The following is a 23,653-nucleotide window of genomic DNA, read 5'->3' on the forward strand; positions in this document are numbered from 1 at the left end:
GATAGGGGGTGCCGTGTGGCGCTCAACAGCATTGAAGAACTGGTTGAAGATATCCGCCTGGGCAAAATGGTCATCCTCATGGATGACGAAGACCGCGAGAACGAAGGCGACCTGATCATGGCCGCCGAGTGCGTCCAGGCTGAACACATCAACTTCATGGCCAAGCACGCCCGTGGCTTGATTTGCATGCCCATGAGCCGCGAGCGCTGCGAAACGCTCAAGCTGCCGTTGATGGCGCCGCGCAACGGCTCCGGTTTCGGTACTAAGTTCACGGTGTCGATCGAAGCGGCTGAAGGCGTCACCACCGGTATCTCTGCTGCCGACCGTGCGCGCACGGTTCAGGCCGCCGCGTCCAAGGACGCCAAGGCTGAAGACATCGTTAGCCCAGGTCATATCTTCCCGTTGATGGCCCAGGCCGGCGGCACCCTAGCACGCGCCGGTCACACCGAAGCCGCCTGCGACCTGGCCCGGATGGCCGGTTTCGAGCCCAGCGGTGTGATTTGCGAAGTGATGAACGACGACGGCACCATGTCTCGTCGTCCTGAACTGGAAACCTTTGCCGCCGAACATGGCATCAAGATCGGTACCATTGCCGACCTGATTCATTACCGGATGATCCACGAGCGTACCGTTCAGCGGATCGCCGAGCAGCCGATGGACAGCGAGTTGGGCCAGTTCAACCTGGTGACCTACCGCGATTCAGTCGAAGGTGATGTGCACCTGGCGCTGACCTTGGGCAAAATTTGCGCTGAAGAGCCGACGTTGGTTCGGGTGCACAACATGGACCCGCTACGTGACCTGTTGATGGTCAAGCAGCCCGGTCGCTGGAGCCTGCGAGCCGCGATGACTGCCGTGGCCGAGGCGGGCAGCGGCGTTGTGTTACTGCTGGGCCATCCTTTGGATGGCGACGTGTTGCTGGCGCATATCCGTGACACCGCAGCGAACACGGCGGTGAAGACACCGACCACTTACAGCATCGTCGGTGCGGGTTCGCAGATCTTGCGCGACTTGGGCGTACGTAAAATGCGCTTGATGAGTTCGCCAATGAAGTTCAATGCGATATCCGGTTTCGATCTGGAAGTTGTAGAATACGTGCCCTCCGAATAACGACCGGTTGGGCAGTGGCTGAAAATCGATGATTTTCACGCGTTCTGCCCGACAGTCTGCAGTTGGTGGCCTAAAATCCCTCAAAGCACGCCGATTGGGCGAGCTTGCTCTTTAAGATGAGACACACCCTAATGACCCTGAAGACCATCGAAGGTACCTTCATCACTCCCCAAGGCCGCTACGCCTTGGTGGTTGGCCGCTTCAACAGCTTTGTCGTCGAAAGCCTGGTGAGCGGCGCTGTTGATGCATTGGTTCGCCATGGTGTGAGCGAAAGCAACATCACCATCATCCGTGCGCCGGGTGCCTTCGAAATTCCACTGGTGGTGCAAAAAGTTGCTCAGCGCAGCGAGTACGCCGCCATCATCGCGTTGGGCGCTGTTATTCGTGGCGGTACTCCGCACTTCGAATATGTCGCTGGCGAATGCGTCAAAGGCCTGTCCCAAGTTTCCATGGAGTTCGGCGTGCCGGTTTCTTTCGGCGTGTTGACAGTCGATTCCATAGAGCAAGCCATCGAACGTTCCGGCACTAAAGCCGGCAATAAAGGCGCTGAAGCCGCCCTTTGCGCTATTGAAATGGTTAGCTTGCTGGCACAGTTGGAGGCCCAATGATTTCCGACGAAAGCGACCAGTTCAACCCACGTGATGCCAAAGACCCAGAAGTCGCAAAAGGCAAAAGCGCCAAGCGTCGTGAAGCGCGTCAGCTCGCGACTCAAGCGCTGTATCAGTGGCACATGGCAGGGCATTCGCTGAACGAAATCGAAGCGCAATTTCGCGTCGATAACGATTTCAGCAACGTCGACGCCACTTACTTCCAGGAATTGCTGCACGGCGTTCCGACCAACAAGACCGAGATCGATACTGCCCTCGTGCCTTGCCTGGACATCACCATTGAAGAACTCGACCCGGTTGAGCTGGCGATTCTGCGTCTGTCGACGTACGAACTGCTCAAGCGCATCGACGTGCCGTACCGCGTTGTGATCAACGAAGGCATCGAGCTGGCGAAAGTCTATGGCTCTACCGACGGCCACAAGTTCGTCAATGGCGTGCTGGATAAACTGGCTCCGCGCGTGCGTGAAGCCGAGGTAAAGGCTCACAAGCGTTCTTGAACGCCTGATCCTCATGGACGAATTCGCCCTGATACGTAACTACTTCGCCGCTGCGCCCTGTGCGCAAGCGGGCGAGGGCGTTGCATTGGGGATCGGCGACGATTGCGCCCTGCTGACGGTGCCGCCCGGCGAACAGTTAGCAATTTCTACTGATACGTTGGTTTGCGGCGTGCATTTTCCCGAGCGCTGCGACCCGTTTCTGCTGGGCCAGCGTGCGCTTGCGGTGTCTGCCAGCGATTTGGCCGCCATGGGTGCAACCCCACTCGCCTTTACCCTTGCCCTGACCTTGCCCGACGTCGATGCCGACTGGCTGCAAGCGTTCGCCCGTGGTTTGAACCTGATGGCGCAGCAATGTTCGCTGCAACTGGTGGGGGGCGACACCACGCGCGGGCCGCTGAGTTTGACGATGACCGTGTTTGGCCGGGTGCCTACCGGTCTAGCCTTGACTCGCCGCGGCGCCCAAGTGGGTGATCTGTTGTGCGTCGGCGGTGCGTTAGGTGATGGCGCCGGTGCATTGCCGTTGGTGCTCAACCAGCGCACGGCCGAAACCTCTACCGCTGAAGCCTTGTTGGCGCGCTATTGGTCGCCACACCCGCAATTGATGTTAGGGCTGGCCCTGCGCGGCAACGCTACCGCCGCGTTGGATATCTCCGATGGGTTATTGGCTGATTGCGGGCACATTGCTGATGCGTCCGCTGTACGGCTGGTGATCGAGCGCGATGCGCTGCCGCTTTCGACGCCGCTAGTGGGGTTTCTTGGGTTGGAGGCGGCACGCGAAGTGGCGCTTAGTGGCGGCGACGATTATGTGTTGGCATTTACCCTGCCCGCGTCGAAGGTGGCCGGATTGCTTGCTGCGGGGTTGCCCGTGCATGTGATTGGCCGGGTCGAGGCAGGGCAGGGTGTTTGCCTGATCGACAGTGACGGAACAGATGTCACGCCATTGGCGCGGGGCTATCAACATTTTCAGGAGCACCCGTGACAAATCATTCTAAAAGAACACCAGGACAACGGGTGCCGCCGACGGTGTGGACCAACCCTTGGCATTTCCTGGCGTTCGGTTTCGGTTCCGGCACACTGCCCAAGGCGCCTGGCACCTGGGGTTCATTGGTCGCGTTACCGTTTATTCCGCTGTGGCAGCTGCTGCCCGATTGGGGCTATTGGTTGATGCTGGGCATCACCATGCTGTTCGGCGTGTGGCTGTGCGGCAAGGTCGCCGATGACCTTGGCGTGCATGACCATGAAGGCATTGTGTGGGACGAATTCGTCGGGATGTGGATTACCCTGTGGCTAGTGCCCGAAGGTTGGTACTGGTTGCTGGCGGGGTTTTTAATGTTCCGCTTCTTCGACATTCTTAAGCCGTGGCCGATTCGCTGGATCGATAAACACGTCCACGGCGGCGTCGGCATCATGCTCGATGACGTGCTGGCGGGGGTGTTTGCCTGGTTGGGAATGCATGCGCTGGTGTGGCTTGTTGCCTGGCTCTAACGAATGTTCTGCAACCTGGCTAACGGGGCGTTATCTATCATCTCGATATTTATAGTTGATAATTCAGCCTAAGCGCCCCTTGGAACCTGCTGTTACAATGCTGTCCTTGCGAAACTTCAGTCCCAATCATGATCAGGAGCACAAGGTGCCCGTCGTCTTCGTCGCTGCTTCCAAGCTGCCAACATCCTTTGCGCAATTCACCATGCACGGCTTTCTTGAGGAAGCCACCGGGCGCGAGCACATCGTTCTCAGTCTCGGTGACGTGGCTGATGGCGCGCCAGTACTGGGCCGTGTGCATTCCGAATGCCTGACTGGCGATGCGTTGTTCAGTCAGCGCTGCGACTGTGGCTCCCAACTCGAAGCGGCGTTGCGCGCCATCGCCTCCGAAGGCCGTGGCGTGTTGTTGTACCTGCGACAGGAAGGTCGGGGTATTGGTCTGCTGAACAAAATTCGCGCTTACGAGCTTCAAGATGGCGGTGCTGACACCGTTGAAGCGAACGAGCGCTTGGGTTTCGCCGCCGATCAGCGCGATTACGCCATCTGCTTGCCGATGCTTGAGCACATGGGTGTCAAATCCTTGCGCTTGATGACGAACAACCCACGTAAGGTCAAGGCACTGACCGACATGGGTATCACCATCGCCGAGCGCGTGCCGCTGCACACAGGGCATAACCCGCACAACAAACAGTACCTGGCGACCAAGGCTGGCAAGCTCGGTCACTTGATGGGCAACGAACATCTGACTGAGGCTGGCCGCGCGTGACTCGAAACAACGTCCGTCGTCGATTGGCCTTGGCATGGTGGTGGCAGCTGTTTTTGACCTTGGCGCCGCTGCTGGTGGTCAACGGGATTTTCGGCACCAGCGATGCGCTCGTGCCGATTCTGGCGATGCCGATGTTTGTCGCAGGGCTGGCGACAATGTTTGTCAGTTTGAAATACTTCGGCCCTTACAAGCATGCGTTGATCGCCACCGAAAAAGCCTTGGACACCCCTGAAGAACCCGCTGCCTGGATTGAATTGGCAGCACGTCGACGCATGGCTTTCTTGGCCGCGGGCCTGCCTGCGTGGATCGGCGCTCTGGCGGTATTTGTCGGGCTTGAGGCTGTGCCGTTATTTCTCTTGGCGTTCTCCAGCGTCGTGCTGTTGTACCTCTACCGCATCCCACGTCAGCTGGGTTAAAGCAGAAATCTCCGCCACTCTGTAGGAGCCAACAAGTTGGCTCTACAGAGTGCGGTTGAGCAGCGGTCCCACAGAAAACCTCAGCGCGCTATCAACTCCAAACGCTGCCTGATCGATGCTTCAATCCCGGCTTCGTCCAACCCGCATTCGGCCAGCATTTGCGCAGGCTTGCCGTGTTCGACGTAGCTGTCGGGCAAGCCCAGGTGCAGCACGGACTTGAGGATGTTTTCTCTAGCCAGGAACTCACTGAGGGCAGCACCGGCACCGCCCATGATGGCGTTCTCTTCCAGGGTCACCAACAGGTCGTGCTCAGCGGCCATTTTCCGAACCAGTGCTTCATCCAACGGCTTGACGAAGCGCATGTCGACCACGGTGGCGTCCAGGGTTTCAGCCACTTTCAGGGCTTCAGCCAATTGCACGCCAAAGACCAAGATGGCGACTTTCTGCCCGGTGCGACGAACCACGCCCTTGCCGATTTCCAATGGTTCAAGACCGCTGTCGATCAGCGCATTCGGCCCCGTGCCGCGTGGATAACGAACAGCCGCAGGACCCGCGTACAAATACCCGGTACTGAGCATTTTGCGTAATTCGTTTTCATCGCTGGGCGTCATCACCAGAATGCCGGGGATGCAGCGTAAGTAAGACAAATCGAAGCTGCCCGCATGGGTCGGGCCGTCTTCACCGACCAGACCGGCGCGGTCGATCGCAAAAAGTACATCGAGATTCTGCACTGCGACGTCGTGGATCAGTTGATCGTAGCCGCGCTGCAAGAAAGTGGAATAGATCGCTACCACCGGCTTGGCGCCTTCGCATGCCATGCCCGCTGCCAGCGTCACTGCATGCTGTTCGGCGATGGCGACGTCGAAATAGCGTTCTGGATAAAGCTCGCTGAATTCAACCAGGTCCGAGCCTTCTTTCATCGCTGGTGTAATGCCGACCAGGCGCGGGTCAGCCTCAGCCATGTCGCAAATCCATTGGCCGAACACGCCGGAATACTTCGGCCCGCTAACTTTTTTCGGCGCGGCAGCGGGGGCGTCCAAGGGTTCGAGTTTGGTAATCGCGTGATAGCCAATCGGGTCTGCTTCCGCCGGGGCGAAACCTTTGCCTTTTTTAGTCACCACGTGCAAGAACTGCGGACCTTTGAGATCACGCATGTTGCGCAAGGTTGCGATCAAGGTTGGCAGGTCGTGGCCGTCGATCGGACCAATGTAGTTCCAGCCCAGCTCTTCGAACAGCGTGCCTGGAACCAACATGCCCTTGGCGTATTCTTCGGTGCGTCGGGCAATTTCCCAGGCCCCAGGCAGGCGTGACAGCACTTTTTTGCTGCCCTCGCGCATGCTGGCGTAGGTGCGGCTGGAAAGAATCTTCGCCAGATAATTCGACAGCCCGCCAACGTTGCGCGAGATCGACATGTCGTTGTCGTTGAGGATAACCAGCATGTCAGCGTTAACCTCGGGCGCGTGGTTCAGCGCTTCGAAAGCCATGCCTGCGGTCAGTGCGCCGTCACCGATCACGGCGATGGCCTTGCGGGAGCTGTTTTGTAGGCGCGCGCCTAGGGCCATGCCCAATGCGGCGCTGATCGAGGTGCTGGAGTGACCGACGCCAAAGGTGTCGTACTCACTCTCACTGCGACGCGGAAAGGCGGCAACACCGTCTTTCTGCCGCAGGCTGCCCATTTGTAGGCGGCGACCGGTGAGAATCTTGTGCGGGTAAGCCTGATGGCCCACGTCCCAGACCAGGCGGTCGTCCGGGGTATCGAAAACATAATGCAGGGCGATGGTCAGCTCGATGACGCCCAGGCCGGCACCAAAGTGCCCGCCCGTCTGGCCTACGGTATAGAGCAACTCCAGGCGCAGTTCGTCCGCCAGGGTTTCCAGCTCGGCCTCACCCAGCCGGCGCAAGCCGTCCGGCGTATTCGCGCGGTCGAGCAGGGGCGTCGTTGGGCGCTCGCGGGGGATCTCTTTGAACGTCGTGGGCATCAGGCGAATCGATATAAGTAAAAGAGGCGGCAGTTTACCTGATGCATCGCGAGCTGCCCACGAAGCAGGGCAGAGGATGATCAGACAATGGTGGTAGACACGTAGGTTCTAGACCTGACTGATGCCAGTCAGTTCGTCGAAAGGGGCATTTTTAGCTGCGGCGATCGACGATATAGCGTGCGAGTTCGCGCAACGGCTCGGCGGCCGCGTCGAAAGGTCGCAGGGCATGCAGCGCCTGATCACGCAGCTCCAGCGCGTAGCTTTTGGCAGCGACCAGGCCCAGCAGCGCGGGGTAGGTGGGTTTGTCGCGAGCAATATCGGCACCTTGGCGCTTGCCGAGGGTGGCGGTATCGCTTTCGACGTCAAGAATGTCGTCCTGCACCTGAAACGCCAGACCGACGGCTTGTGCATAGGTCTGCAGGGCGTTGAGTTCGGAAGCTTCGGCGCGGCCACTGGCCAAAGCGCCAAGCGTAACGCTGGCTTCGATCAGTGCGCCGGTCTTGTGCCGGTGCATGAAAGCCAAGGCGGCCTGATCAAGCTTGAGGCCTACTGAACCCAGATCGATGGCTTGTCCGCCAACCATCCCAGCCGGCCCTGCGGCGTGTGCCAGAACCTGAACCATGTTAAGTCGAGTGTCGGCATCTTGCGGCGTCAGGGTCGAATCGAGCAACACGCTGAAGGCCAGGCTTTGCAGGCCATCTCCGGCAAGAATCGCGCAGGCTTCATCGAAGGCTTTGTGGGTGGTGGGCTGGCCGCGACGCAAATCGTCGTCGTCCATCGCCGGTAAATCGTCATGCACCAGCGAATACGCATGAATCAGCTCCACTGCGCACGCCGCACCATCGGCCAATGCTGAAGGCGAGCCCAGCGCTTCGCAGGCTGCATAGGCAAGCAGCGGGCGAACACGCTTGCCACCGTTCATTACGCTGTAGCGCATGGCTGCATACAGGCGGGTCAATTCTGGGCTAGGTGCCTGAAACAGGCCATCAAGGGCCGCGTTGACGCGGGCCTGAATACGGGCCTGATAGAGGGCAATCATTCCGGCAGGTCCGCATCGAACGGCTCTTCAGCCAGTTCGCCGTCGCGTTCGAGCAAGACTTGCACCTTTTGCTCGGCTTGGGCCAATGCGCCTTGGCAGTCACGGGTCAAGCGAATACCTTGCTCGAAGGCCGTCAATGAGTCTTCCAACGACAGTTCGCCGTTTTCGAGACGTTCGACCAGCGTTTGCAGATCAGCGAGGGACTGTTCGAAATCCAGTGCAGCTTTTTTGCGGGCCATGGGTGGCGATCTCGAAGGACATTAAACCGGCGCGACACTAGCAGAGCGACGGCTTTGGGGCAAATGACAGGCGGCGAAAATCGATTCGCACTGTAGGCGCCAACTGGTTGGCGAGCGGTTAATTGCTATCGGCCTGACAATACGCCTCGCCAACCAGTTGGCCCGTACAAGGGTCACGCCATGGGCGGCAGTCGTCTTTTTACCGGGGTTTTCTTGACGATGGCGGTGTTGGTCTCGGCATAGGCGTTGAGCCCGTCCAGCAGGGTGTCCAGTTGCTCCATCGAACGTACGTGCAGGCGGGCGATGAAGCAGTCGTCGCCAGTGACTTTATCGCATTCGGTAAATTCGGGGATCGCCTGGATCTGCCGTTCAACTTCCTGCAACTGTCCAGGGTGTGGGCGCACGCGGACGATGGCCTGCAATTGGTAGCCGAAGCATTTAGGGTCGATTTCAACGGTGTAGCCCTTGAGCACGCCGCGCTCTTCAAGCCTGCGCAGGCGTTCCGCAACGCTGGGGGAAGATAAGCCGCTGATCTGGGCCAGGGCTTTTAGCGAGCGTCGGGAATCTTCCATCAGTGCGCTGATCAGCAACTGGTCAATGTCGTCAGTCATATTCCCCTCGATAGGTGATTCATTAAATTTGCCTTGATAAGAAAGGCATAAATCAACTCTAGCCTTTTATAGTCGCTGGAGCTTGCGGCCGTGGGTTGGTCATACTTTAGCCCTCTCAACGGAGCCGAACCATGAACACTTCACTACGTCGCGGGTCGCTGGAAATGATCGTCGCCATGCTGATCTCGGGGACCATTGGCTGGTTCGTGCTGGTCTGCGGGCAGCCGGTATTGGATGTGGTGTTCTGGCGCTGCGTGTTCGGTGCCATCACCTTGTTACTGATCTGCGGGGTGTTGGGCTTTTTGCGCCCCGGTTTTTTAACCCGCAAAATTTTTGCCTTGGCCGTGCTCAGTGGTGTCGCCATCGTTGGCAATTGGCTCCTGCTGTTTGCCTCCTATTCCCGTGCGTCGATTGCCATTGGTACGGCGGTCTACAACGTTCAGCCGTTTATGTTGGTGGGGTTGGCGGCGATATTTCTTGGCGAAAAAATCACCGCACAAAAACTGCTATGGCTCGGCGTAGCGTTTCTCGGGATGTTGGCGATTGTGAGCGCACACGGTGACCAGAACGAAGCCAGCGGCGAATACGTGCTGGGGATCGCTTTGGCATTGGGCGCGGCCCTGCTGTATGCCTTCGCTGCACTGATTATCAAACGGTTGACCGGCACGCCACCGCATTTGATCGCGTTGATACAGGTCAGCACCGGGGCGCTGTTGCTGGGGCCATGGGCGCACTTCCACAGCGTGCCGCAGCAGTTCGCGGGTTGGTCCAGCTTGTTGACCCTTGGCGTGGTCCACACCGGTGTGATGTATGTGCTGTTGTACGGCGCGATTCAAAAATTGCCGACTGCTCTGACCGGTGCACTGTCGTTTATCTACCCGATAGCGGCGATTTTCGTCGACTGGTTTGCGTTCGGCCATCGCTTGAACGTTGTGCAGTGGCTGGGCGTTACTGCGATTTTGCTGGCCGCTGCAGGGATGCAGCAGGGTTGGGGTTTGCGCAAGGCTGTTCGGCACCCTCGGCCATCCTAGGCGCGCGCTCCCACGGGTGTCTGCTGCTAAACCGCCACTTCCACCCGATTACGCCCGTTGCGTTTCGCGTCGTAGAGCGCAGCGTCGGCGATGCCGTAGGCGGTGTCGAAGTCGGTACCGCCGGGGCTGATGCTCACGCCAAAGCTGGCGGTGATAGGCCGATTAACCGGAGCCTCGAATACATGGCTGGCGACGGCATCACGCATGGCTTCGGCTAGCCTTACGCCTTCGTCGAGGTTTTGCGTAGAAAGCAGTACGGTAAATTCTTCACCACCGACGCGGCCGATAACCCCGCGGTCAGCCACGATACGTCGCAAGCAGGTGACGATGCCTTGAATCACCGCATCGCCTGTGGGGTGGCCGAAGTCGTCGTTGACGCGTTTGAAGTAGTCGATGTCCAAGACGATCATCACCACACTGCCGTCGCGCAGTGCTTGTCCCGCCAGTTCGATCACGGCGCCACGGTTCAGCACGCCCGTCAGCGCATCATGGGTCGCCCGGTGTTCGAGCTGCTGAGCCAACGTCTTCAGTTGCAGGTTGAGCGCATTCATCTCCCGCTCGGCGCGGTCGCTGCGCCCAATCAGGCGACGGGTCTCGCGCATCAAACGTTCGAAGTGGATGATCAACTCCCCTAACGATTGGCAATACACCTGGGCATGTGCGTCGGGCGCGGCGTAGGTTGCGCGGGCGTTGTCGAGGGCGGTGTTCTCGCTTTTGAACAAGTCCGGCAGGTCATCCATCGGCATGTCCTGGGAGGCAGCTAGAGCGGGCATGATGTCCTCACTGAGTTGAAACCGCATGATCGGTGAAGTCGATGGCCTTGAAGTCGGCTTGCAACTCCTCGCCGAATTCGAGAATCGTTTCGTCTTCTTCGTCGTGATACCAATTCATTTGCACGCGGTTACCCGACTGTGCGGAGCGATCCAGGGCATCAAAGATGCTAAAAAGCATTTTCGTGCTGGAGCTGTTGAAGTAGGCCAACGCCACGTTGGCGGTAATCACCACCCCATCGCAGGTCGCCAGGTAAGCGCGCAGTTGATGGATGATCGGGGCATAAAACGCCGCCGCGTTTTCCGGGTACGACTCGCCCTTGAGCGACAACAGGTGCTGATCGAAACGAAAATCGACTTCGGGTGAAGTAGCCGTTGCAGCGATATGCAGGTTATCCATGGCTCGTGTCGCTCTTGTTATTCAGATGATGGCTTTGAGGCAAAACAAGGTGGTGTCGGGATCGTCTTCACGCGGGTAAAAGTCGAATTCCAACGGCGCGCTGGCGTCCCGTGCCATGGTCAAAAACCCCAGCCCCGCGCCTTTGCTGTCCACCGGGGTCTCGGCGCGCAGTGTTGCCTTGTAGGCTAGCTTGATTTGCTCAAGCGTCATGTCACGCAAAGGTTCCAACTTCGCGCGCAAGGCAACGACGTCGGCTGTGGCGATGGGGTTGGCACACAGCATCAAGTGACCGCCGGTGTTCGCGGTAATGCACACCGCCCCTTGCCGCAGTGCACCGTTGTCTGGGCCAGGGGGCAGCGCATCTGACGAGTAGTGAATAATGTTTTGCGACAGCTCGACGAACGACGAAAACAGCTTGCGCCGTGTCGGACCGCTGACCCCCGACACTTCCAATTGCAGCTTCACCACCTCCGCCATGGCCGCAACGATGCTGTGGGAGAAATAGCCCATGTGATAAAAAATCACGTTGCGCTGCTGGGCGAGGTCGAAAAACGCGCAGTCCAGATCGGACGAAGACAAGTCACTCATAGGTTGTCCTGAATGCGGGCACAAAATAGGGTCAGGTCGTCGCGACGGCTTTGGGTTGCCTGCCAGGTTGCGAGGGTTTGGCGTAACTGTTCGCAGATCACGCTGGCCGGTTCGCTCCGGTGTGCGAGGATCACGTCGCAGGTCTGGCGCTTGCCGAAACCGATCTTGCGCGGCCCGCCGATCTGATCGGTCAGGCCGTCGGTGGCGATAAATAAAATGCTTGCGGGCGGTACGGCGACAGTGTTTTGGGTCCATTCGTAATTGGCGTGGCTGTCAACGTAACCAACGCCCATGCGCTGACCCGCCAGCGTGTCGAACTGGTCGGCGTCGGGCCTGAGGATGTGTAAGGCAATTCGTGCCCCGGCAAACGTCAGCTCTGAACGCTGGGTGTCAAACCAGAAGAACGCAGCATCCAGACCGTCATCGGATTCCGGGGTGTCGTCGATGCCATTGACCTGTCCCAACAGGCCTTTGACGGTGCGGTTCACCGACGCTAACAGCGCGGCGGGGTTGCGTGGGCCGAGGTGTTCGAGGGCTTTGGACAGCGACGATGAAGCGATCAAGGTCATGAACGCCCCCGGCACGCCGTGGCCAGTGCAATCGGCGACCGCGCCGAACCAGCCATCGTCGTGAGTGGCGAAATGATAGAAGTCGCCGCCGACCACGTCCCGAGGCTCCCAGACCAACGCCGCGTCGCGCAGGGTCAATGCCAGGGTTTCGCGAGACGCACGGAGCATGGCGCGCTGAATCACGCTGGCGTATTCGATGCTCTGCATGATCTGGCGGTTTTTTTCCGCCTGCATCGCGGCAACCACGCCCATCAGCTGCAACCCGCTGCCCAGGCCGAGAAAGCGACCTTCGCGGGTGATGATAAAACCATCGGCCAAGGTTTTTTCGCCGAACTCCACAGTCTTGAAGGTCAGCGCTTCAATGCTCATCGCGGCATCGACAATCAGCGGTTCTTTGTCCATGAACGCGATGCAGCTTTTTTTGTCATACAGCTCGCGATGAAACGGCTTACTCATCTGCGACAGAAAAATAGTGCGGTTGATCAATCCTATCGGTTTGTCATCCTCCAGCACCGCCAAACTGGTCAGGTCGCGGTGGGAAGAAAACATCTCCATCACTTGCGAGTTGGCACCGGCTACGTCGATGGTCGGCATGTTCTGACACAAATCGCCAGCGCACCGGTGATCCCCCGGCACTTCAGGACGACGGAACGGCGAAAAAGTAGTGTCCATACCCAACCATCACGCTGAATGAGAGCTGGATAGTGGCCTTATGATGTGTACGTCGTGTGACAGTCGGTGTATGCAGCTCGATTTAACCCGTAAAGTTAACGATATTTAAAACCGTAGGAGCGCGCATGCCCGCGATCGGCTGCGCAGCAGTCGTAAATCCGGCAACTGAGCTCTTCAGTTGGAACCGGTCGCCAATTCGGACCGCTTCGCGCTCCATCGCGGACAAGCGCGCTCCTACAGTTGCCCAGTGTTTGTTTTGCGACAGGTATTGCGCCGACAGTTTACAAACCAACGTCAAGCAGCACAGGACGGTTGGCCAGTGCTTTGCTCATCAGTTTTTCAACGAACTCACGGTCAACGTCCGGGAGCGGTAGGCGCGGCGGACGGGTGAGGGAGGTGCCACGGCCCGCCAGTTCTTCGCAGAGTTTGATGCATTGCACCAGGTCTGGACGTGCATCGAGGTGCAGCAGCGGCATAAACCACTCATAGAGTGGCATGGCCTCTTTGAAGCGACCGTCGCGAGCCAGGCGGAACAAGGTTTCGCCTTCTTTCGGAAAGGCGTTGGACATCCCCGACACCCAACCGACAGCGCCCACTGCGATGCTTTCCAGCACCACGTCATCGAGGCCGGCAAACAGCACGAAGCGGTCGCCGACTTCATTGCGTACATCGATGAAACGGCGCGTGTCGCCCGAGGAGTCTTTGAAGCAGACAATGTTCTCGCAGTCCGCCAAGGAAATTAAAATGTCCGGCGTGACGTCGTTTTTGTAGATCGGCGGATTGTTGTAGACCATCACCGGCAGGTCGATGCTGGTGGCAACGCTGCGGAAGTGGGCGGCAGCTTCGTGGGGTTTGGCTGAGTAAACCAGCGCGGGCATCAGCATGATGCCGTCGGCACCGACCCGCTGAATTTCCTTGGCCAGTTTGGTGGCGTTGGCGCTGGTGAATTCCGCGATGCCAGACAGCACCGGAACGCGACCGGCAGAGGCATCTTTGGCCACTTCCACCAGTTGGATTTTTTCTTCACTGCTCAGCGAGGTGTTTTCACCCACGGTGCCGCAGATGATCAACCCGGAAACGCCGTCGCGCACCAGGTTTTGAATGACCGTATGGGTGGCTTCGAAATCGATGCTGAAGTCGCTGCGAAATTGAGTGGTGACGGCAGGGAAAACGCCGCTCCAGTTGACTGTTCTGCTCATGATGGCCTCCAATTGGCTTTATGTATTTCGTATACGTTTATGTAGGGGCAACGCTATAGGGCGTGTTTCGGTGTTTCTAGGTTAGATATTCAAATGCACGGGCCAGGTGTCCGACAGTTGATAGCCGACGGGGTACGGATCGCTTGGGTCGAGCATGTGTTGATGAGTGCCGGTGATCCAGGCGCGGCCTGACAGGCAAGGGACGATGGCCGGTTTGTCGGCGACGTGAGTGACGGAATCGATGCGGCAGTGAAATTCGGAGCCGATGATCGAGCGCCCGATAAAGCGCTCGCCCACGGCCAATTGACCTTTAGCATGCAGCACCGCCATGCGCGCCGAGCAGCCGGTGCCGCAAGGGGAACGGTCGATCTTGCCGGGACGAATCACCACCGCGTTGGCGGCGCTGGCTACACCTTCGGAGCGGGTCACCGGTGCGGCGATTTGGCAAAACGAAATGTGGTTCCAGTCCGGGTTCAAGGGATGGGTGAAGCCCAATTGCTCATTCGCGGCTTGGGTGATTTTCAAACCCATGGCAACCAGATCGGTGGCTTCATCGGCGGTCAGGGAAAAGCCCAAGCGTGCGGAATCAACGATGACAAAACTGTCGCCGCCGTAAGCAGTATCGACCTGAATTGAACCGAGTCCGGGCACTTCAAGGGTGGCGTTCAATTTGTCGGCGAAAGAAGCAACATTGCGCACCTCCACACGCTCGGCTTTTCCGTTGCGGCATTGGGCGATGACTTCGATCAGGCCGCCGGGGGCTTCCAAAATCAGTCGGGTTTGCGGTTCGGTCATCGGCAAAATGCCGGCGTCTAACAGCACAGTGGCAACGCACATCGAATTGGAGCCGGACATCGGCGGTACGTCGGCGGGCTCCATGATGATGAAGCCCATTTGCGCCAACGGGTTTTTCGCCGGCACCAGCAAATTAACGTGACGGAATACCCCTCCACGGGGTTCGTTGAGCACGAAGTTGCGCAACACGGTGTCGTTGGCGACCCAGCGCGACTGTTCCCACAACGTATCGCCCGGCGGCGGGACCACGCCGCCGACAATCACATCGCCGACTTCGCCTTCAGCGTGGCAACTGATGACATGGATGACTTTTGATGACCGCACGTTCATGTCTCCTGAAAAATGTAGAAAATCCCCCTACAAAACCGCGTCGTCCGCTTCCCGAATAAATTCGGTCAAACAGAAGTCCCTGTGGGGCGAATTCATTCGCGAAGGCGTCGGGCGCTAATGCACCGACTTAAGAAACTCAATGGTTTCGGCCCGTTGTGGATTACCAATCACTTGTTCCGGCGTTCCAATCTCATGCACCAACCCGCTGCGCAGAAACGCCACGCGGTCTGATACGTCCCGGGCGAAGCGGATTTCGTGGGTCACTAAAACCATGGTCATCCCGTCTTCGGCGAGCATGCGCATGGTGTCCAACACTTCACCCACCAACTGCGGGTCAAGCGCCGAGGTGGCTTCGTCGAACAGCATGTAATTCGGTGACATTGCCAGGGCACGGGCGATGGCCATGCGTTGTTGCTGGCCGCCCGAGAGTTTGCCGGGGAACACGTTGAGCTTGTCGGCCAAGCCCACGTGAGTCAGTTGTTTCACGGCCAGCTCTTCGGCTTCGGCAGCGCTTTTGCCCAACACTTTGCGCGGCGCCAGCATCACGTTTTCCAATACCGTCAAGTGCGGGAACGCATTGAACTGCTGGAACACGATGCCGATTTTTTGCCGCAGTTTGTTGAGGTCGGTGCTCTTGTTATGCACCTCGGTGCCGTCAACCCGAATGCTGCCGCTCTTGATCGATTCCAAGCCGTTGATGCACATCAGTAAGGTCGATTTACCGGAGCCGGAGCCACCGATGATCGACACCACTTCGCCTTTGTTCACCGTCAGACTTACGCCTTTGATCACGTCGAGCTCGCCGAAGGATTTGTATACGTTGTCGATCTCAATCATTTTCCTGCCACCTCGTTTCCAGACGGGCACCCAAGCGGGCAACCACCAGGCTCATGACGTAGTAAATAAGCCCCGCGATGCTGAGCACCAGCAGCGGCTCATCGATGCGGGTCACAATGGTTTGCGAGGCGCGAAGCAGTTCGATGATGCCGATCCACATCACCAGCGCCGTGTCTTTCATCACCGACAGCGTCAGATTCAACCAGCCGGGGAAGGACACCCGCAGCGCAATCGGCAAGACGATAAAACGCAAATCCTGCAAGTAGCTCAGACCCAGCGAACGACTGGCGCGGCGCAAGGTAAACGGAACTGCCAGCACCCCGCCGCGAACGATTTCCGTGCAGTAGGCCGTGGCATAAACCCCCAGCACCACGCAGCCCACGGTGAACGCACTCCAGTTCAGGCCAACGATGCTTTTCAGCGCATTGAACAGCACGAACTGGATCAACAACGGCACGCTGCGAAACACGTCCAGCAGCCAAGCCAGTGGCACGGTGGATCTCGGAAACAATGCCCGCAGCACGCCGCATAGCAGACCGGCCAACGTCCCGATCAGCATCGCTGCCAGGGTCAATAGAATCGTGACCCAGGCGCCTTGCATCAGGTACATGAAGTCGCTTGTGGTGAAGCTCGTCGTGAACATGCTCATTCCTTAATACCTGAACAGTCGCCAGCTCAGCAGGCGGGCGACGCCGACGATCAGCTTGGCGATCAGGTAATAAATCACCGCCGCCAGCGCAAAGAACTCGAAGGTACGGAAGGTTTTCACGTTGTAATCCTGGGTCACGCCGGTGAGGTCGTTGTTCAGCCCGACCACTACCCCCAGCGAGGTCATCAGTACCGCCCAGACCATTTGATTGGTCAGCGGGTAGAACACGATGCGCAGCAATTGCGGAACGATGACCAATCGATACGCTTGGGGCGCGCTCATGCCCAGCGAGCGGGCGGCGCGCATTTGCGTGTCGGGCACCGCCTTGAGGCCACCGCGAAAGTTCTCGGCCAGATAGCCCGCGTTGTTGAAGGTGATACCGGCCAGCAGCGCCAGCCAAGAACTGACGTGCAGGCCAAAAGAACCCAGGCCGAAATACAGCATGTAGATCTGAAATAACGAGGGCGTGTTACGGGCAATCGATACCCACAGGTCGCCCAAGCCCCGTAGCCAGCGATTGTCGCCCTGACGAATAAGCGTCAGCAGCAGGGCGATGATCACCCCGAAAATCATCGAAAGTGCGGCGGTCTGAAAGGTGACCACCGCGCCGTCGAGCATGTCCGGCAGCGCCTTGAGCGCCGCCCGCCAATGGAAGGTGTAATCAAACATGGGCAGGCACCTCCACGGTGTCATCCAGCCAGCGCGGCAGGCGACCTTTGGTTTCTCCAGCGCAGGCGGCATCGACGCAGGCCGCGAGGCTGCCGAAATGCACTAAGCGCCCCACCAGCCCCGGTGCGTAATGGGCATATTTTCCTGAGTTGGTCATTAGCGTGCGGGCCTGCACCGGCACCACCGGTTCGCCGAGCATGCACCAGCAGGTGTCGGTGACGAACTGAGCGCCGAAGCTTTCCAGCGCCGTCACGTAACCGGCCTTGATCGCCTGAGCATGAATCGCCCGACCGCAGGTGATCACCATCGCCAGGTCTGGATGCTTGGTGTGGCCGTGGCAGAGCGCGGCTAAGGTTGCGCATTCGCTCAAGGAAAAATGCGGGTTGCCCAGGGAGACCAGATCAACTTTCGCCTCTTCGGCGCTGTTCAGTTCTTTCCAACTGCCTTGCAAGTCTTCGAGGGTGATGTGCAGCGTTCGCGGGGCGGGTTGGTTGCCCAACGCGTGCTCGACGGTGGCCGCTTCCGGGGTGACGCCGACGATATGGAACATCGGCGCGCCGGAGGTGGTGGCGAACGCGGCGCCAAAAGCTTTCAGGTCGTCCAGCGTTGGCTGCCGTGTTTCAAGGCCGCAGATCACCGGAATCTCACTCCCGGCCAATAGCCCGACGTGGTAACCGAGCAGCGGATAAAACGCGTCATCCAGCTCCGCCAGCGGCGGCAGTTCAATGCACAGCGTGGCGTGTCGTTGTTGGTCCACATGGCAGCCGGTCAACGGCGCACGACCAGTGAGCGCGATGCAGATGTCCAGGTAATCGGGGTATTTCAGGGTGCGTGCGCCGAGCACACTGTTGGCGTACACCACGGCGTTGGATTCGGCCCAGACGATTTGTTCGCCAGCCTTGGGCGCGCTGTCCAGCAAGTACGGCGCGCAGGTGAAGCTGACCTTCGCGCCCATGGCCAAATACGCATCGCCCAACTGGCTGGCGGGAACACCCAGCGCCACGTCGATACCCTGTTCACGCCAACGGCGCTTGTCTACGGAGATTGAATTGAGCGTCGTCGGCACGCTGACGTTGGCGCCCCAGGCCACCAGTTGCTGAGCAAAACGCAGGCTCGCCGGGCCGGTATAGATGCAGCCGTCGATGTGCGCCTGAGTGACGTCCAGCAGTTCGGTCGCGCCTTGCAGTTCGGCGATACGCAAGATGATGTGCATCGCCACTTGGGCCGCTTTGCCGTGGGCCCCCTCGAGCAATTCTCGGTCGCGGCAATTGAGCGTGATGGTTGATGGCAAAACCGGCGTATAGACAGCTGCCGCCGGCACCTCGGGCATCAATTGCGGCTGCGAAAATCCGCTTAAAAGGCCGGCCTCGATCTGCACATAACGTACGTCACGCAGCGCGGCAAAACCTTCACGGCCGACGCACATGACCGGGATCGACCGATGAAACATTTGCTCGGCGATTAAGACGCCCAGGGTCAGGATGTCGTCAACGTGCTCAAACACCAGCGCGGCGGGGGCGTGGCCGTTGAGGATCAATTCCAGCAACACGCTGCTGCCGGTACATGAGCCGCGCCCGCTGGGAATGGCCAGCACGCGATGGGCCAGAACTTCACCCCACAGGGGATGATGGCGGTCGATGATTTCACCGCTGAACGGATCGACGCCGCCCCAAAAACTCAGGCCGACATCGGAGTAGAGCAATTCGCCTTGCGCTGATCCCGCTACCAGACTGCGGCCGCTTAAGGAGATATCAGGCATCGTGGGGTTCCTACAGGGAAAAAAAGCCCGGCGCCAAAACGACGCGCGGGCACGGCCTCAATCAGCGATAGACACCTGGAACCGTCAGGTTTACCGGATCGCCACCCACCCATTTGGCGTACAGCTCTTTATAGCGACCGTCACGCACTTGATGCTGGATGAACAGGTTGAGGTAGTTGATCAAGCCGTATTCGTCACGTTTTGCAGCCAGTGCAACATAATCGATGACATACGGCGCCGGGCCAACGATGTCCAAGTCCGGGAATTTGCCGGTTTTGATCACTGCCGCCGACACGGTGTTGGTGATTACCGTGGCATCGATGTGGCCTTGCTCAACTGCCTGGATCGTATCGTTCTGATTTTGGTACGCGCGGAAACTGCCTTTCGGGTCGTTCCAGGCCTTCACGTCTTTTTCCAGGGCAATGGCTTCGAACGTGCCGCTGGTGTTGCCGACCGGGCGGCCCTTGAGGTCCTCGTATTTGGCGATCCCTTTACCTTTGTGCGCCACCACCATCATTTGAAAGGCGAAATACGGAATCGTCATGCCAACGGTTTTCGCTCGTTCCAGGGTGTCTGACGTAGAACCGACAATCACGTCCGCACGGCCTGAAACCAAGGCCGGGATGCGGTCGGGAAACGGTGTATCAACAATCTCGGCTTTAACGCCCAAGGTCTTTGCCAGATCATTGCAATAATCGACGTCGAAACCGATGGGCGTGTTCGTCGCATCGCGAGAGCCCATTGGCGGGAAGTCCAGCGTAACCGCGCAACGTAAAGTGCCACTTTCAATGATGCTATCGAGCTTGTCGGCCTGGGCCGTGCCGATACAGCAGGCGCCAACTAGTGCAGTGAGGGCTACGGCGGTTACGTGCTTCTTCATGTGAGGGCCTCGTTATCGTGGTGTCAGTCAGATGAACTCGTTTGGTATTGAGGATTTCGTATACGTTATTTTATATGCAGAGGATGTGCCAGATTGGTGGTGACCTGAGTGCAGCGCGGGAGGGCGTGGTTCTGGGAGTTTAGCGGGGATTTAGCTGAGGTTTCGAAAGGCGGCGCGATGTTACATAACGGAGCAAAACCGGTAACGGGTGGGCTGTTTTGGGGAGAAATCGGTCAGTACTGAATCGCGTGGGTCTGAGATTCTGTGGCACCGAATTTAGTCGGGAAAGCGGTTGGTCTGGCACACCGCGTCAAACCATTCGCGAATGAATTCGCTCCCACAGAGTTATTGAATGCCACAGGATTCAAGTTTTCACCGGCCGATTCGGCAGGTGTTCATACAAAGTGCGGCAGACGCCGATGATGTGTTGCTCGATCAGCTCGGCGGCCTATTGACTATTGGTGGCGGTGCCCCGACGTGGCTGATGCACCGCATTAGAAATCTGTAGGGTTTGACTGCTAATTCTGACCGCAATGTAGGCATAAATACCTTCGCTTGTAGGCAATTTCCGAAAATCAAAAATAGCCTCAAGATGTCTACTTCGGCCAAGACTTTTTTGAATCTTCTTTTTATATTCCGTCGCCTGTCAACTCGCGAAGGAAAGCAAAAATGGCATTTGACGCATTTATCAAAATCGAAGGTATCCCTGGTGAATCGCTGGACGATAAACACAAAGACTGGATAGAAATTACCGACTACAACTTCGGTGTCCGTCAAAGCACCTCTGCCACTGCCAGCTCCTCAGGTGGCGCGTCGTCGGGGCGTGCCACATTGTCAGACTTCAGCTTTACCAAACTTCTCGATAAAGCCAGCAGCAAGCTGTTTGAAGCCAGTTGCGCGGGCAAACACATTTCCAAACTGACGTTGTCCCTCAATCGAGCAGGCGGCGACAAGCTCAAGTACTTTGAAATCGAACTTGAAGAAGTGATCATTTCAGACTTCGCACACGGCGGAGGCAGTGGTGAACCGGTGGAATACGTCCAAATTAATTACGGCCGGATAAAAACCACCTACACCGAACAAAAACGAGCAAGCGGCGGTGCCGGCGGCAACATCACCGGTGGCTGGGACCGTATTAGCAACAAGGTTCACGGCTGAGGAACGCCCATGTCAAAGCCTTACGCGTTCATCAACGAACAGATGCAGACCTACGCCACCCTCAAAGCCAAACTGGGGCTCAGCGGAAATGCCGGGGCAAAGTTCGACATGCTCAATGCCCACATCCGCAACGCGGTAGTGATGCCGGGGCACGTCATCATTGTTGGAGACGACTCAACCCAGTCTTGTACCGGGGAAGAGGCAGAAATGATGAAACTGGCGGTTCACGTGCGTCAGGGGCTGAGGAATAACGCAGCGGGTGGCGACGGCCATCTGATCAAGAATTATGATTTTCTGCAAAAGCTGCTGGGCTACACCTCCCTTGGAATCGGAGCGTCTACGGGCGCTTGGGGCAACCACCTGAAAGGGGTCGAAAACACCCTTGGCGAAATCGCAACGCTGCACAAACAACTCTTGGGCAGCAATAGTCAACGGGCCAAAAATGCCTTTATCACCCAGCGACGGGTTCTTTTCAGCAAACTTGAAACGCAACTGGAGGGTTTTGCGCGATACGGGACTGGTTTAAAGAACAAAGGCCCTATTAAGAAAATGCTGGGTATCTCCACCAAAAGTTATCTTCACACAGGGGAAATCAAGGGCTATGCGAAAACCTTGAGCGGGGTGGCCAAGGCATCGAAGTTGTTGAATGCCGGTACGCCAGTGGGCATAGCGCTTAATATTGGCTCCACGGCCTTAGAAATAATCGAGGCCTGTTCTGTGGGTCGAGAGGATGAGTGTACTGAGGCTAAGTATGTTGAGGGGGCGAAGTTGGTGGGAGGAGTCGCAACAGGTCTATTTGCAGGTTCGGTTGGAAGTGGTGTTGCCGTGCTTGCGTGCTCGGTGGTTTTTGGAATTCCAACCGGGGGGCTAGGTGCTATCGCCTGCGCCATCGTTGGTGGCGCGGTAGCCGGCTATTATGGCGGACTGGCGGGCGAAGAGCATTTTGCACCGGCGGGTAAGTTTCTATACGAGCATCGACCGTAATGAGTGATCTTTGGTCGGTATTGCCAAATATTATTGTAGTAGTGTGGTCGTTTTTAAATATTGTTTTTATGCTCTATTTAGATGTTAAAAAGCTGGATATTTTAGAAAAATATCTTGAAGGATCAAAATGGGTATTAGATGCGCAGACGGTGTTTGGTGGAGGCATCGTCGGCAGAAATCTTAGGCTGCATGTCGTATTTGGAATAATACTACTGCCTACTCCATGTTATTGGCGCGGTTTAGCGGATAGAGATGCCGGCAACAAAATACCCAAAGCATTAAGGGCAATCGTTCTTGTAGGCTATACATCGTTCCTCATGAATTTTTTGGCTGTTTTTATAGTGTAGGCGTCGGACATCTTATAGTGCTGTCTGGCAGTAAACACGGGACATGCAGGGGCCGACGGCTGCGAGCCGTACGGCTCTGGAGTTTTTGACGCAGTTGATAATAAGCAGCAGCCAATACTGTGGGAGCAGGCTTGCCTGCGAAGAGGCCCTCAATAGCGCCGCTGACGTCAATCCGAAATCTGGGTCGACTGCATCGATGCTTTCGTTGGCAAGCCACAGAGATTTCGGCAGCTCCTGCGAGTTGATAATAAGCAGCAGCCAATACTGTGGGAGCAGGCTTGCCTGCGAAGAGGCCCTCAATAGCGCCGCTGATGTCAATCCGAAATCTGGGTCGGCTGCATTGATGCTTTCGTTGGCAAGCCACAGAGATTTCGGCAGCTCCTGCGAGTTGATAATAAGCAGCAGCCAATACTGTGGGAGCAGGCTTGCCTGCGAAGAGGCCCTCAATAGCGCCGCTGACGTCAATCCGAAATCTGGGTCGGCTGCATTGATGCTTTCGTTGGCAAGCCACAGAGATTTCGGCAGCTCCTGCAGATGGGTGTTAACCGTGGGTTTTCAAGTCTTCACCGGCCGATTCGGCAGGTGTTCATACAAAGTGCGGCAGACGCCGATGATGTGTTGCTCGATCAGCTCGGCGGCCTTATTGGTGTCGCGGTCGCGGCAGGCTTGGATAATCTCGCGGTGTTCGACGTTCGCCCGTTCTTTGCTTTCGCCTAAGGTCATTTGCAAACGCAGGTAGCGTTCAACCTTGTCGTGGATCGAGCGGATCAAGTTAGTCAGAAAAGGCCGCTGCGCCGGTTCATACAAACACGCATGCAGCTCCCAGTTCAGCTCCGCCCAATGGCCGATGTCGTTGTTGTCGAGGAACTCGTCGCAAATCCGGTCGGCGTTGGCAAAGGTGGCTTCGGTCATGTTCGGCACGGCCAGACGGATCGCTTGAACCTCCAGCAGCACCCGAACCTCGAAAATCTGCGCCAATTCCGGTTCGGAGATCTTGGTGACCACCGCGCCTTTGTTGCGATGAAAAATCACCAGCCCTTCGGCCTCCAGACGCTTCAACGCCTCCCGCACCGGGATTTTGCTGACATTGAACAGCCCGGCGATTTCGTCCTGACGGATAGGTTCGCCCTCGGCAAAGTGCCCGACGATGATCGCGTCGCGCAGATGCTTGGCGATTATTTCCGACGCGGTAGGGGTGATCCCCAGATTGGGGGGATTGAAACGAGGCAAGGGCAAGGAAATCGACCACTGGTTTGAAAAGAAAATAGTGTA

The 23,653-nt window shown here is 57.7% G+C and carries 27 protein-coding genes and 1 pseudogene; 11 read left to right on the plus strand and 17 right to left on the minus strand.

Annotation, left to right across the window (positions count from 1 at the left end):
• Positions 1-15 precede the first annotated feature (15 nt).
• The 7 genes from ribBA to RHM65_RS09125 all read left to right on the plus strand — a co-directional run bounded on the left by ribBA (position 16) and on the right by RHM65_RS09125 (position 4,876).
• Positions 16-1,107 carry a bifunctional 3,4-dihydroxy-2-butanone-4-phosphate synthase/GTP cyclohydrolase II gene (ribBA, locus tag RHM65_RS09095; protein ID WP_322166287.1) on the plus strand — a complete coding sequence of 364 codons (1,092 nt, stop codon included), beginning with the start codon at positions 16-18 and terminating at the stop codon, positions 1,105-1,107.
• A 131-nt stretch (positions 1,108-1,238) separates the two neighbouring features.
• Positions 1,239-1,715 (plus strand): 6,7-dimethyl-8-ribityllumazine synthase, encoded by a 477-nt coding sequence (ribE, locus tag RHM65_RS09100; protein ID WP_322166286.1) that lies wholly within the window; start codon positions 1,239-1,241, stop codon positions 1,713-1,715.
• Positions 1,712-2,212, plus strand: a complete 501-nt coding sequence (gene nusB / locus RHM65_RS09105) for a transcription antitermination factor NusB (RefSeq protein WP_322166285.1) — start codon at positions 1,712-1,714, stop codon at positions 2,210-2,212. Before ribE ends, nusB begins: the two co-directional genes overlap by 4 nt.
• 13 nt (positions 2,213-2,225) lie before the next feature.
• Entirely contained in the window at positions 2,226-3,191 is a 966-nt protein-coding gene (gene thiL, locus RHM65_RS09110; RefSeq protein WP_322166284.1) for a thiamine-phosphate kinase, read from the plus strand.
• A complete protein-coding gene (locus RHM65_RS09115) occupies positions 3,188-3,697 on the plus strand; it encodes a phosphatidylglycerophosphatase A (RefSeq protein WP_322184755.1) in 510 nt (169 codons plus the stop codon). Before thiL ends, RHM65_RS09115 begins: the two co-directional genes overlap by 4 nt.
• A gap of 145 nt (positions 3,698-3,842) precedes the next feature.
• A complete protein-coding gene (gene ribA / locus RHM65_RS09120; protein WP_322166282.1) occupies positions 3,843-4,460 on the plus strand; it encodes a GTP cyclohydrolase II in 618 nt (205 codons plus the stop codon).
• Positions 4,457-4,876, plus strand: coding sequence for an MFS transporter (locus RHM65_RS09125; protein ID WP_322166281.1), 420 nt, complete (start codon positions 4,457-4,459; stop codon positions 4,874-4,876). The genes ribA and RHM65_RS09125 overlap by 4 nt, the downstream gene beginning before the upstream one ends.
• An 80-nt stretch (positions 4,877-4,956) precedes the next feature.
• On the opposite strand, the gene dxs is transcribed toward RHM65_RS09125, so the two are convergent.
• From dxs to RHM65_RS09145, 4 genes are all read right to left on the minus strand, one after another.
• Positions 4,957-6,855 carry a 1-deoxy-D-xylulose-5-phosphate synthase gene (gene dxs, locus RHM65_RS09130; protein WP_322166280.1) on the minus strand — a complete coding sequence of 633 codons (1,899 nt, stop codon included), beginning with the start codon at positions 6,853-6,855 and terminating at the stop codon, positions 4,957-4,959.
• A 151-nt stretch (positions 6,856-7,006) separates the two neighbouring features.
• A complete protein-coding gene (locus RHM65_RS09135) occupies positions 7,007-7,894 on the minus strand; it encodes a farnesyl diphosphate synthase (protein WP_322184757.1) in 888 nt (295 codons plus the stop codon).
• Complete coding sequence (locus tag RHM65_RS09140) at positions 7,891-8,133, minus strand: exodeoxyribonuclease VII small subunit (RefSeq protein WP_322166278.1); 243 nt, start codon at positions 8,131-8,133, stop codon at positions 7,891-7,893. The genes RHM65_RS09135 and RHM65_RS09140 overlap by 4 nt, the downstream gene beginning before the upstream one ends.
• Before the next feature lie 173 nt (positions 8,134-8,306).
• The gene (locus RHM65_RS09145; RefSeq protein WP_322166277.1) at positions 8,307-8,744 is read right to left on the minus strand and encodes an Lrp/AsnC family transcriptional regulator; all 438 of its coding nucleotides are present in this window, start codon (positions 8,742-8,744) and stop codon (positions 8,307-8,309) included.
• Between the two features lie 131 nt (positions 8,745-8,875).
• Between RHM65_RS09145 and RHM65_RS09150 the strand changes: the two genes are divergently transcribed.
• A complete protein-coding gene (locus tag RHM65_RS09150) occupies positions 8,876-9,775 on the plus strand; it encodes a DMT family transporter (RefSeq protein ID WP_322184759.1) in 900 nt (299 codons plus the stop codon).
• A gap of 26 nt (positions 9,776-9,801) precedes the next feature.
• Here RHM65_RS09150 and RHM65_RS09155 read toward each other — a convergent pair whose 3' ends face one another.
• The 12 genes and pseudogenes from RHM65_RS09155 to RHM65_RS25310 form a co-directional block, all read right to left on the minus strand.
• Positions 9,802-10,548 carry a GGDEF domain-containing protein gene (locus tag RHM65_RS09155; RefSeq protein ID WP_322166275.1) on the minus strand — a complete coding sequence of 249 codons (747 nt, stop codon included), beginning with the start codon at positions 10,546-10,548 and terminating at the stop codon, positions 9,802-9,804.
• Between the two features lie 7 nt (positions 10,549-10,555).
• A complete protein-coding gene (locus tag RHM65_RS09160) occupies positions 10,556-10,945 on the minus strand; it encodes a DUF1987 domain-containing protein (protein ID WP_322166274.1) in 390 nt (129 codons plus the stop codon).
• A 21-nt stretch (positions 10,946-10,966) separates the two neighbouring features.
• The gene (locus RHM65_RS09165) at positions 10,967-11,533 is read right to left on the minus strand and encodes a SiaB family protein kinase (protein ID WP_322166273.1); all 567 of its coding nucleotides are present in this window, start codon (positions 11,531-11,533) and stop codon (positions 10,967-10,969) included.
• On the minus strand, positions 11,530-12,696 hold the full coding sequence (locus RHM65_RS09170) for a SpoIIE family protein phosphatase (RefSeq protein WP_322185279.1): 1,167 nt from the start codon (positions 12,694-12,696) through the stop codon (positions 11,530-11,532). The genes RHM65_RS09165 and RHM65_RS09170 overlap by 4 nt, the downstream gene beginning before the upstream one ends.
• A gap of 359 nt (positions 12,697-13,055) precedes the next feature.
• On the minus strand, positions 13,056-13,973 hold the full coding sequence (locus RHM65_RS09175; RefSeq protein ID WP_322184761.1) for a dihydrodipicolinate synthase family protein: 918 nt from the start codon (positions 13,971-13,973) through the stop codon (positions 13,056-13,058).
• 81 nt (positions 13,974-14,054) lie between these two features.
• Positions 14,055-15,092, minus strand: a complete 1,038-nt coding sequence (locus tag RHM65_RS09180; RefSeq protein WP_322184763.1) for a trans-3-hydroxy-L-proline dehydratase — start codon at positions 15,090-15,092, stop codon at positions 14,055-14,057.
• Between the two features lie 120 nt (positions 15,093-15,212).
• Entirely contained in the window at positions 15,213-15,935 is a 723-nt protein-coding gene (locus tag RHM65_RS09185) for an amino acid ABC transporter ATP-binding protein (protein WP_322166269.1), read from the minus strand.
• The gene (locus RHM65_RS09190; protein ID WP_322166268.1) at positions 15,928-16,578 is read right to left on the minus strand and encodes an amino acid ABC transporter permease; all 651 of its coding nucleotides are present in this window, start codon (positions 16,576-16,578) and stop codon (positions 15,928-15,930) included. The genes RHM65_RS09185 and RHM65_RS09190 overlap by 8 nt, the downstream gene beginning before the upstream one ends.
• Before the next feature lie 9 nt (positions 16,579-16,587).
• The gene (locus RHM65_RS09195; RefSeq protein ID WP_322166267.1) at positions 16,588-17,253 is read right to left on the minus strand and encodes an amino acid ABC transporter permease; all 666 of its coding nucleotides are present in this window, start codon (positions 17,251-17,253) and stop codon (positions 16,588-16,590) included.
• On the minus strand, positions 17,246-19,012 hold the full coding sequence (locus tag RHM65_RS09200) for an aconitase family protein (RefSeq protein ID WP_322184765.1): 1,767 nt from the start codon (positions 19,010-19,012) through the stop codon (positions 17,246-17,248). Before RHM65_RS09200 ends, RHM65_RS09195 begins: the two co-directional genes overlap by 8 nt.
• Before the next feature lie 61 nt (positions 19,013-19,073).
• Positions 19,074-19,892 (minus strand): transporter substrate-binding domain-containing protein, encoded by an 819-nt coding sequence (locus RHM65_RS09205; RefSeq protein ID WP_322166265.1) that lies wholly within the window; start codon positions 19,890-19,892, stop codon positions 19,074-19,076.
• 364 nt (positions 19,893-20,256) lie between these two features.
• Positions 20,257-20,340, minus strand: a pseudogene (locus tag RHM65_RS25310) (GntR family transcriptional regulator); the annotation flags it as partial.
• Positions 20,341-20,561: 221 nt separating this feature from the next.
• Here RHM65_RS25310 and RHM65_RS09215 point away from each other — a divergent pair.
• Genes RHM65_RS09215 through RHM65_RS09225 form a run of 3 tightly spaced genes read left to right on the plus strand, consistent with a single transcriptional unit; the run spans position 20,562 to position 22,381 of the window.
• The gene (locus tag RHM65_RS09215; RefSeq protein ID WP_322184769.1) at positions 20,562-21,050 is read left to right on the plus strand and encodes a type VI secretion system tube protein Hcp; all 489 of its coding nucleotides are present in this window, start codon (positions 20,562-20,564) and stop codon (positions 21,048-21,050) included.
• Between the two features lie 9 nt (positions 21,051-21,059).
• Positions 21,060-22,034, plus strand: coding sequence for a hypothetical protein (locus RHM65_RS09220; protein ID WP_322184771.1), 975 nt, complete (start codon positions 21,060-21,062; stop codon positions 22,032-22,034).
• A complete protein-coding gene (locus tag RHM65_RS09225; RefSeq protein WP_322184773.1) occupies positions 22,034-22,381 on the plus strand; it encodes a hypothetical protein in 348 nt (115 codons plus the stop codon). The genes RHM65_RS09220 and RHM65_RS09225 overlap by 1 nt, the downstream gene beginning before the upstream one ends.
• Positions 22,382-22,936: 555 nt before the next feature.
• Here RHM65_RS09225 and RHM65_RS09230 read toward each other — a convergent pair.
• Positions 22,937-23,611, minus strand: a complete 675-nt coding sequence (locus tag RHM65_RS09230; RefSeq protein WP_416194823.1) for a GntR family transcriptional regulator — start codon at positions 23,609-23,611, stop codon at positions 22,937-22,939.
• Between the last annotated feature and the right edge of the window lie 42 nt (positions 23,612-23,653).

This window comes from Pseudomonas sp. CCI4.2, from assembly GCF_034350045.1.
In the GTDB taxonomy this organism is placed as follows: domain Bacteria; phylum Pseudomonadota; class Gammaproteobacteria; order Pseudomonadales; family Pseudomonadaceae; genus Aquipseudomonas.

Excerpts from the sequence above, each read along its gene's own strand:
- ribE (WP_322166286.1), top strand. The coding sequence starts at position 1,239 with ATGACCCTGAAGACCATCGAAGGTACCTTCATCACTCCCCAAGGCCGC.
- nusB (WP_322166285.1), top strand. The coding sequence starts at position 1,712 with ATGATTTCCGACGAAAGCGACCAGTTCAACCCACGTGATGCCAAAGAC.
- thiL (WP_322166284.1), top strand. The coding sequence starts at position 2,226 with ATGGACGAATTCGCCCTGATACGTAACTACTTCGCCGCTGCGCCCTGT.
- dxs (WP_322166280.1), bottom strand. The coding sequence starts at position 6,855 with ATGCCCACGACGTTCAAAGAGATCCCCCGCGAGCGCCCAACGACGCCC.
- RHM65_RS09135 (WP_322184757.1), bottom strand. The coding sequence starts at position 7,894 with ATGATTGCCCTCTATCAGGCCCGTATTCAGGCCCGCGTCAACGCGGCC.
- RHM65_RS09140 (WP_322166278.1), bottom strand. The coding sequence starts at position 8,133 with ATGGCCCGCAAAAAAGCTGCACTGGATTTCGAACAGTCCCTCGCTGAT.
- RHM65_RS09145 (WP_322166277.1), bottom strand. The coding sequence starts at position 8,744 with ATGACTGACGACATTGACCAGTTGCTGATCAGCGCACTGATGGAAGAT.
- RHM65_RS09150 (WP_322184759.1), top strand. The coding sequence starts at position 8,876 with ATGAACACTTCACTACGTCGCGGGTCGCTGGAAATGATCGTCGCCATG.
- RHM65_RS09155 (WP_322166275.1), bottom strand. The coding sequence starts at position 10,548 with ATGCCCGCTCTAGCTGCCTCCCAGGACATGCCGATGGATGACCTGCCG.
- RHM65_RS09160 (WP_322166274.1), bottom strand. The coding sequence starts at position 10,945 with ATGGATAACCTGCATATCGCTGCAACGGCTACTTCACCCGAAGTCGAT.
- RHM65_RS09165 (WP_322166273.1), bottom strand. The coding sequence starts at position 11,533 with ATGAGTGACTTGTCTTCGTCCGATCTGGACTGCGCGTTTTTCGACCTC.
- RHM65_RS09170 (WP_322185279.1), bottom strand. The coding sequence starts at position 12,696 with ATGCCGACCATCGACGTAGCCGGTGCCAACTCGCAAGTGATGGAGATG.
- RHM65_RS09175 (WP_322184761.1), bottom strand. The coding sequence starts at position 13,973 with ATGAGCAGAACAGTCAACTGGAGCGGCGTTTTCCCTGCCGTCACCACT.
- RHM65_RS09185 (WP_322166269.1), bottom strand. The coding sequence starts at position 15,935 with ATGATTGAGATCGACAACGTATACAAATCCTTCGGCGAGCTCGACGTG.
- RHM65_RS09190 (WP_322166268.1), bottom strand. The coding sequence starts at position 16,578 with ATGTTCACGACGAGCTTCACCACAAGCGACTTCATGTACCTGATGCAA.
- RHM65_RS09195 (WP_322166267.1), bottom strand. The coding sequence starts at position 17,253 with ATGTTTGATTACACCTTCCATTGGCGGGCGGCGCTCAAGGCGCTGCCG.
- RHM65_RS09200 (WP_322184765.1), bottom strand. The coding sequence starts at position 19,012 with ATGCCTGATATCTCCTTAAGCGGCCGCAGTCTGGTAGCGGGATCAGCG.
- RHM65_RS09205 (WP_322166265.1), bottom strand. The coding sequence starts at position 19,892 with ATGAAGAAGCACGTAACCGCCGTAGCCCTCACTGCACTAGTTGGCGCC.
- RHM65_RS09215 (WP_322184769.1), top strand. The coding sequence starts at position 20,562 with ATGGCATTTGACGCATTTATCAAAATCGAAGGTATCCCTGGTGAATCG.
- RHM65_RS09220 (WP_322184771.1), top strand. The coding sequence starts at position 21,060 with ATGTCAAAGCCTTACGCGTTCATCAACGAACAGATGCAGACCTACGCC.
- RHM65_RS09225 (WP_322184773.1), top strand. The coding sequence starts at position 22,034 with ATGAGTGATCTTTGGTCGGTATTGCCAAATATTATTGTAGTAGTGTGG.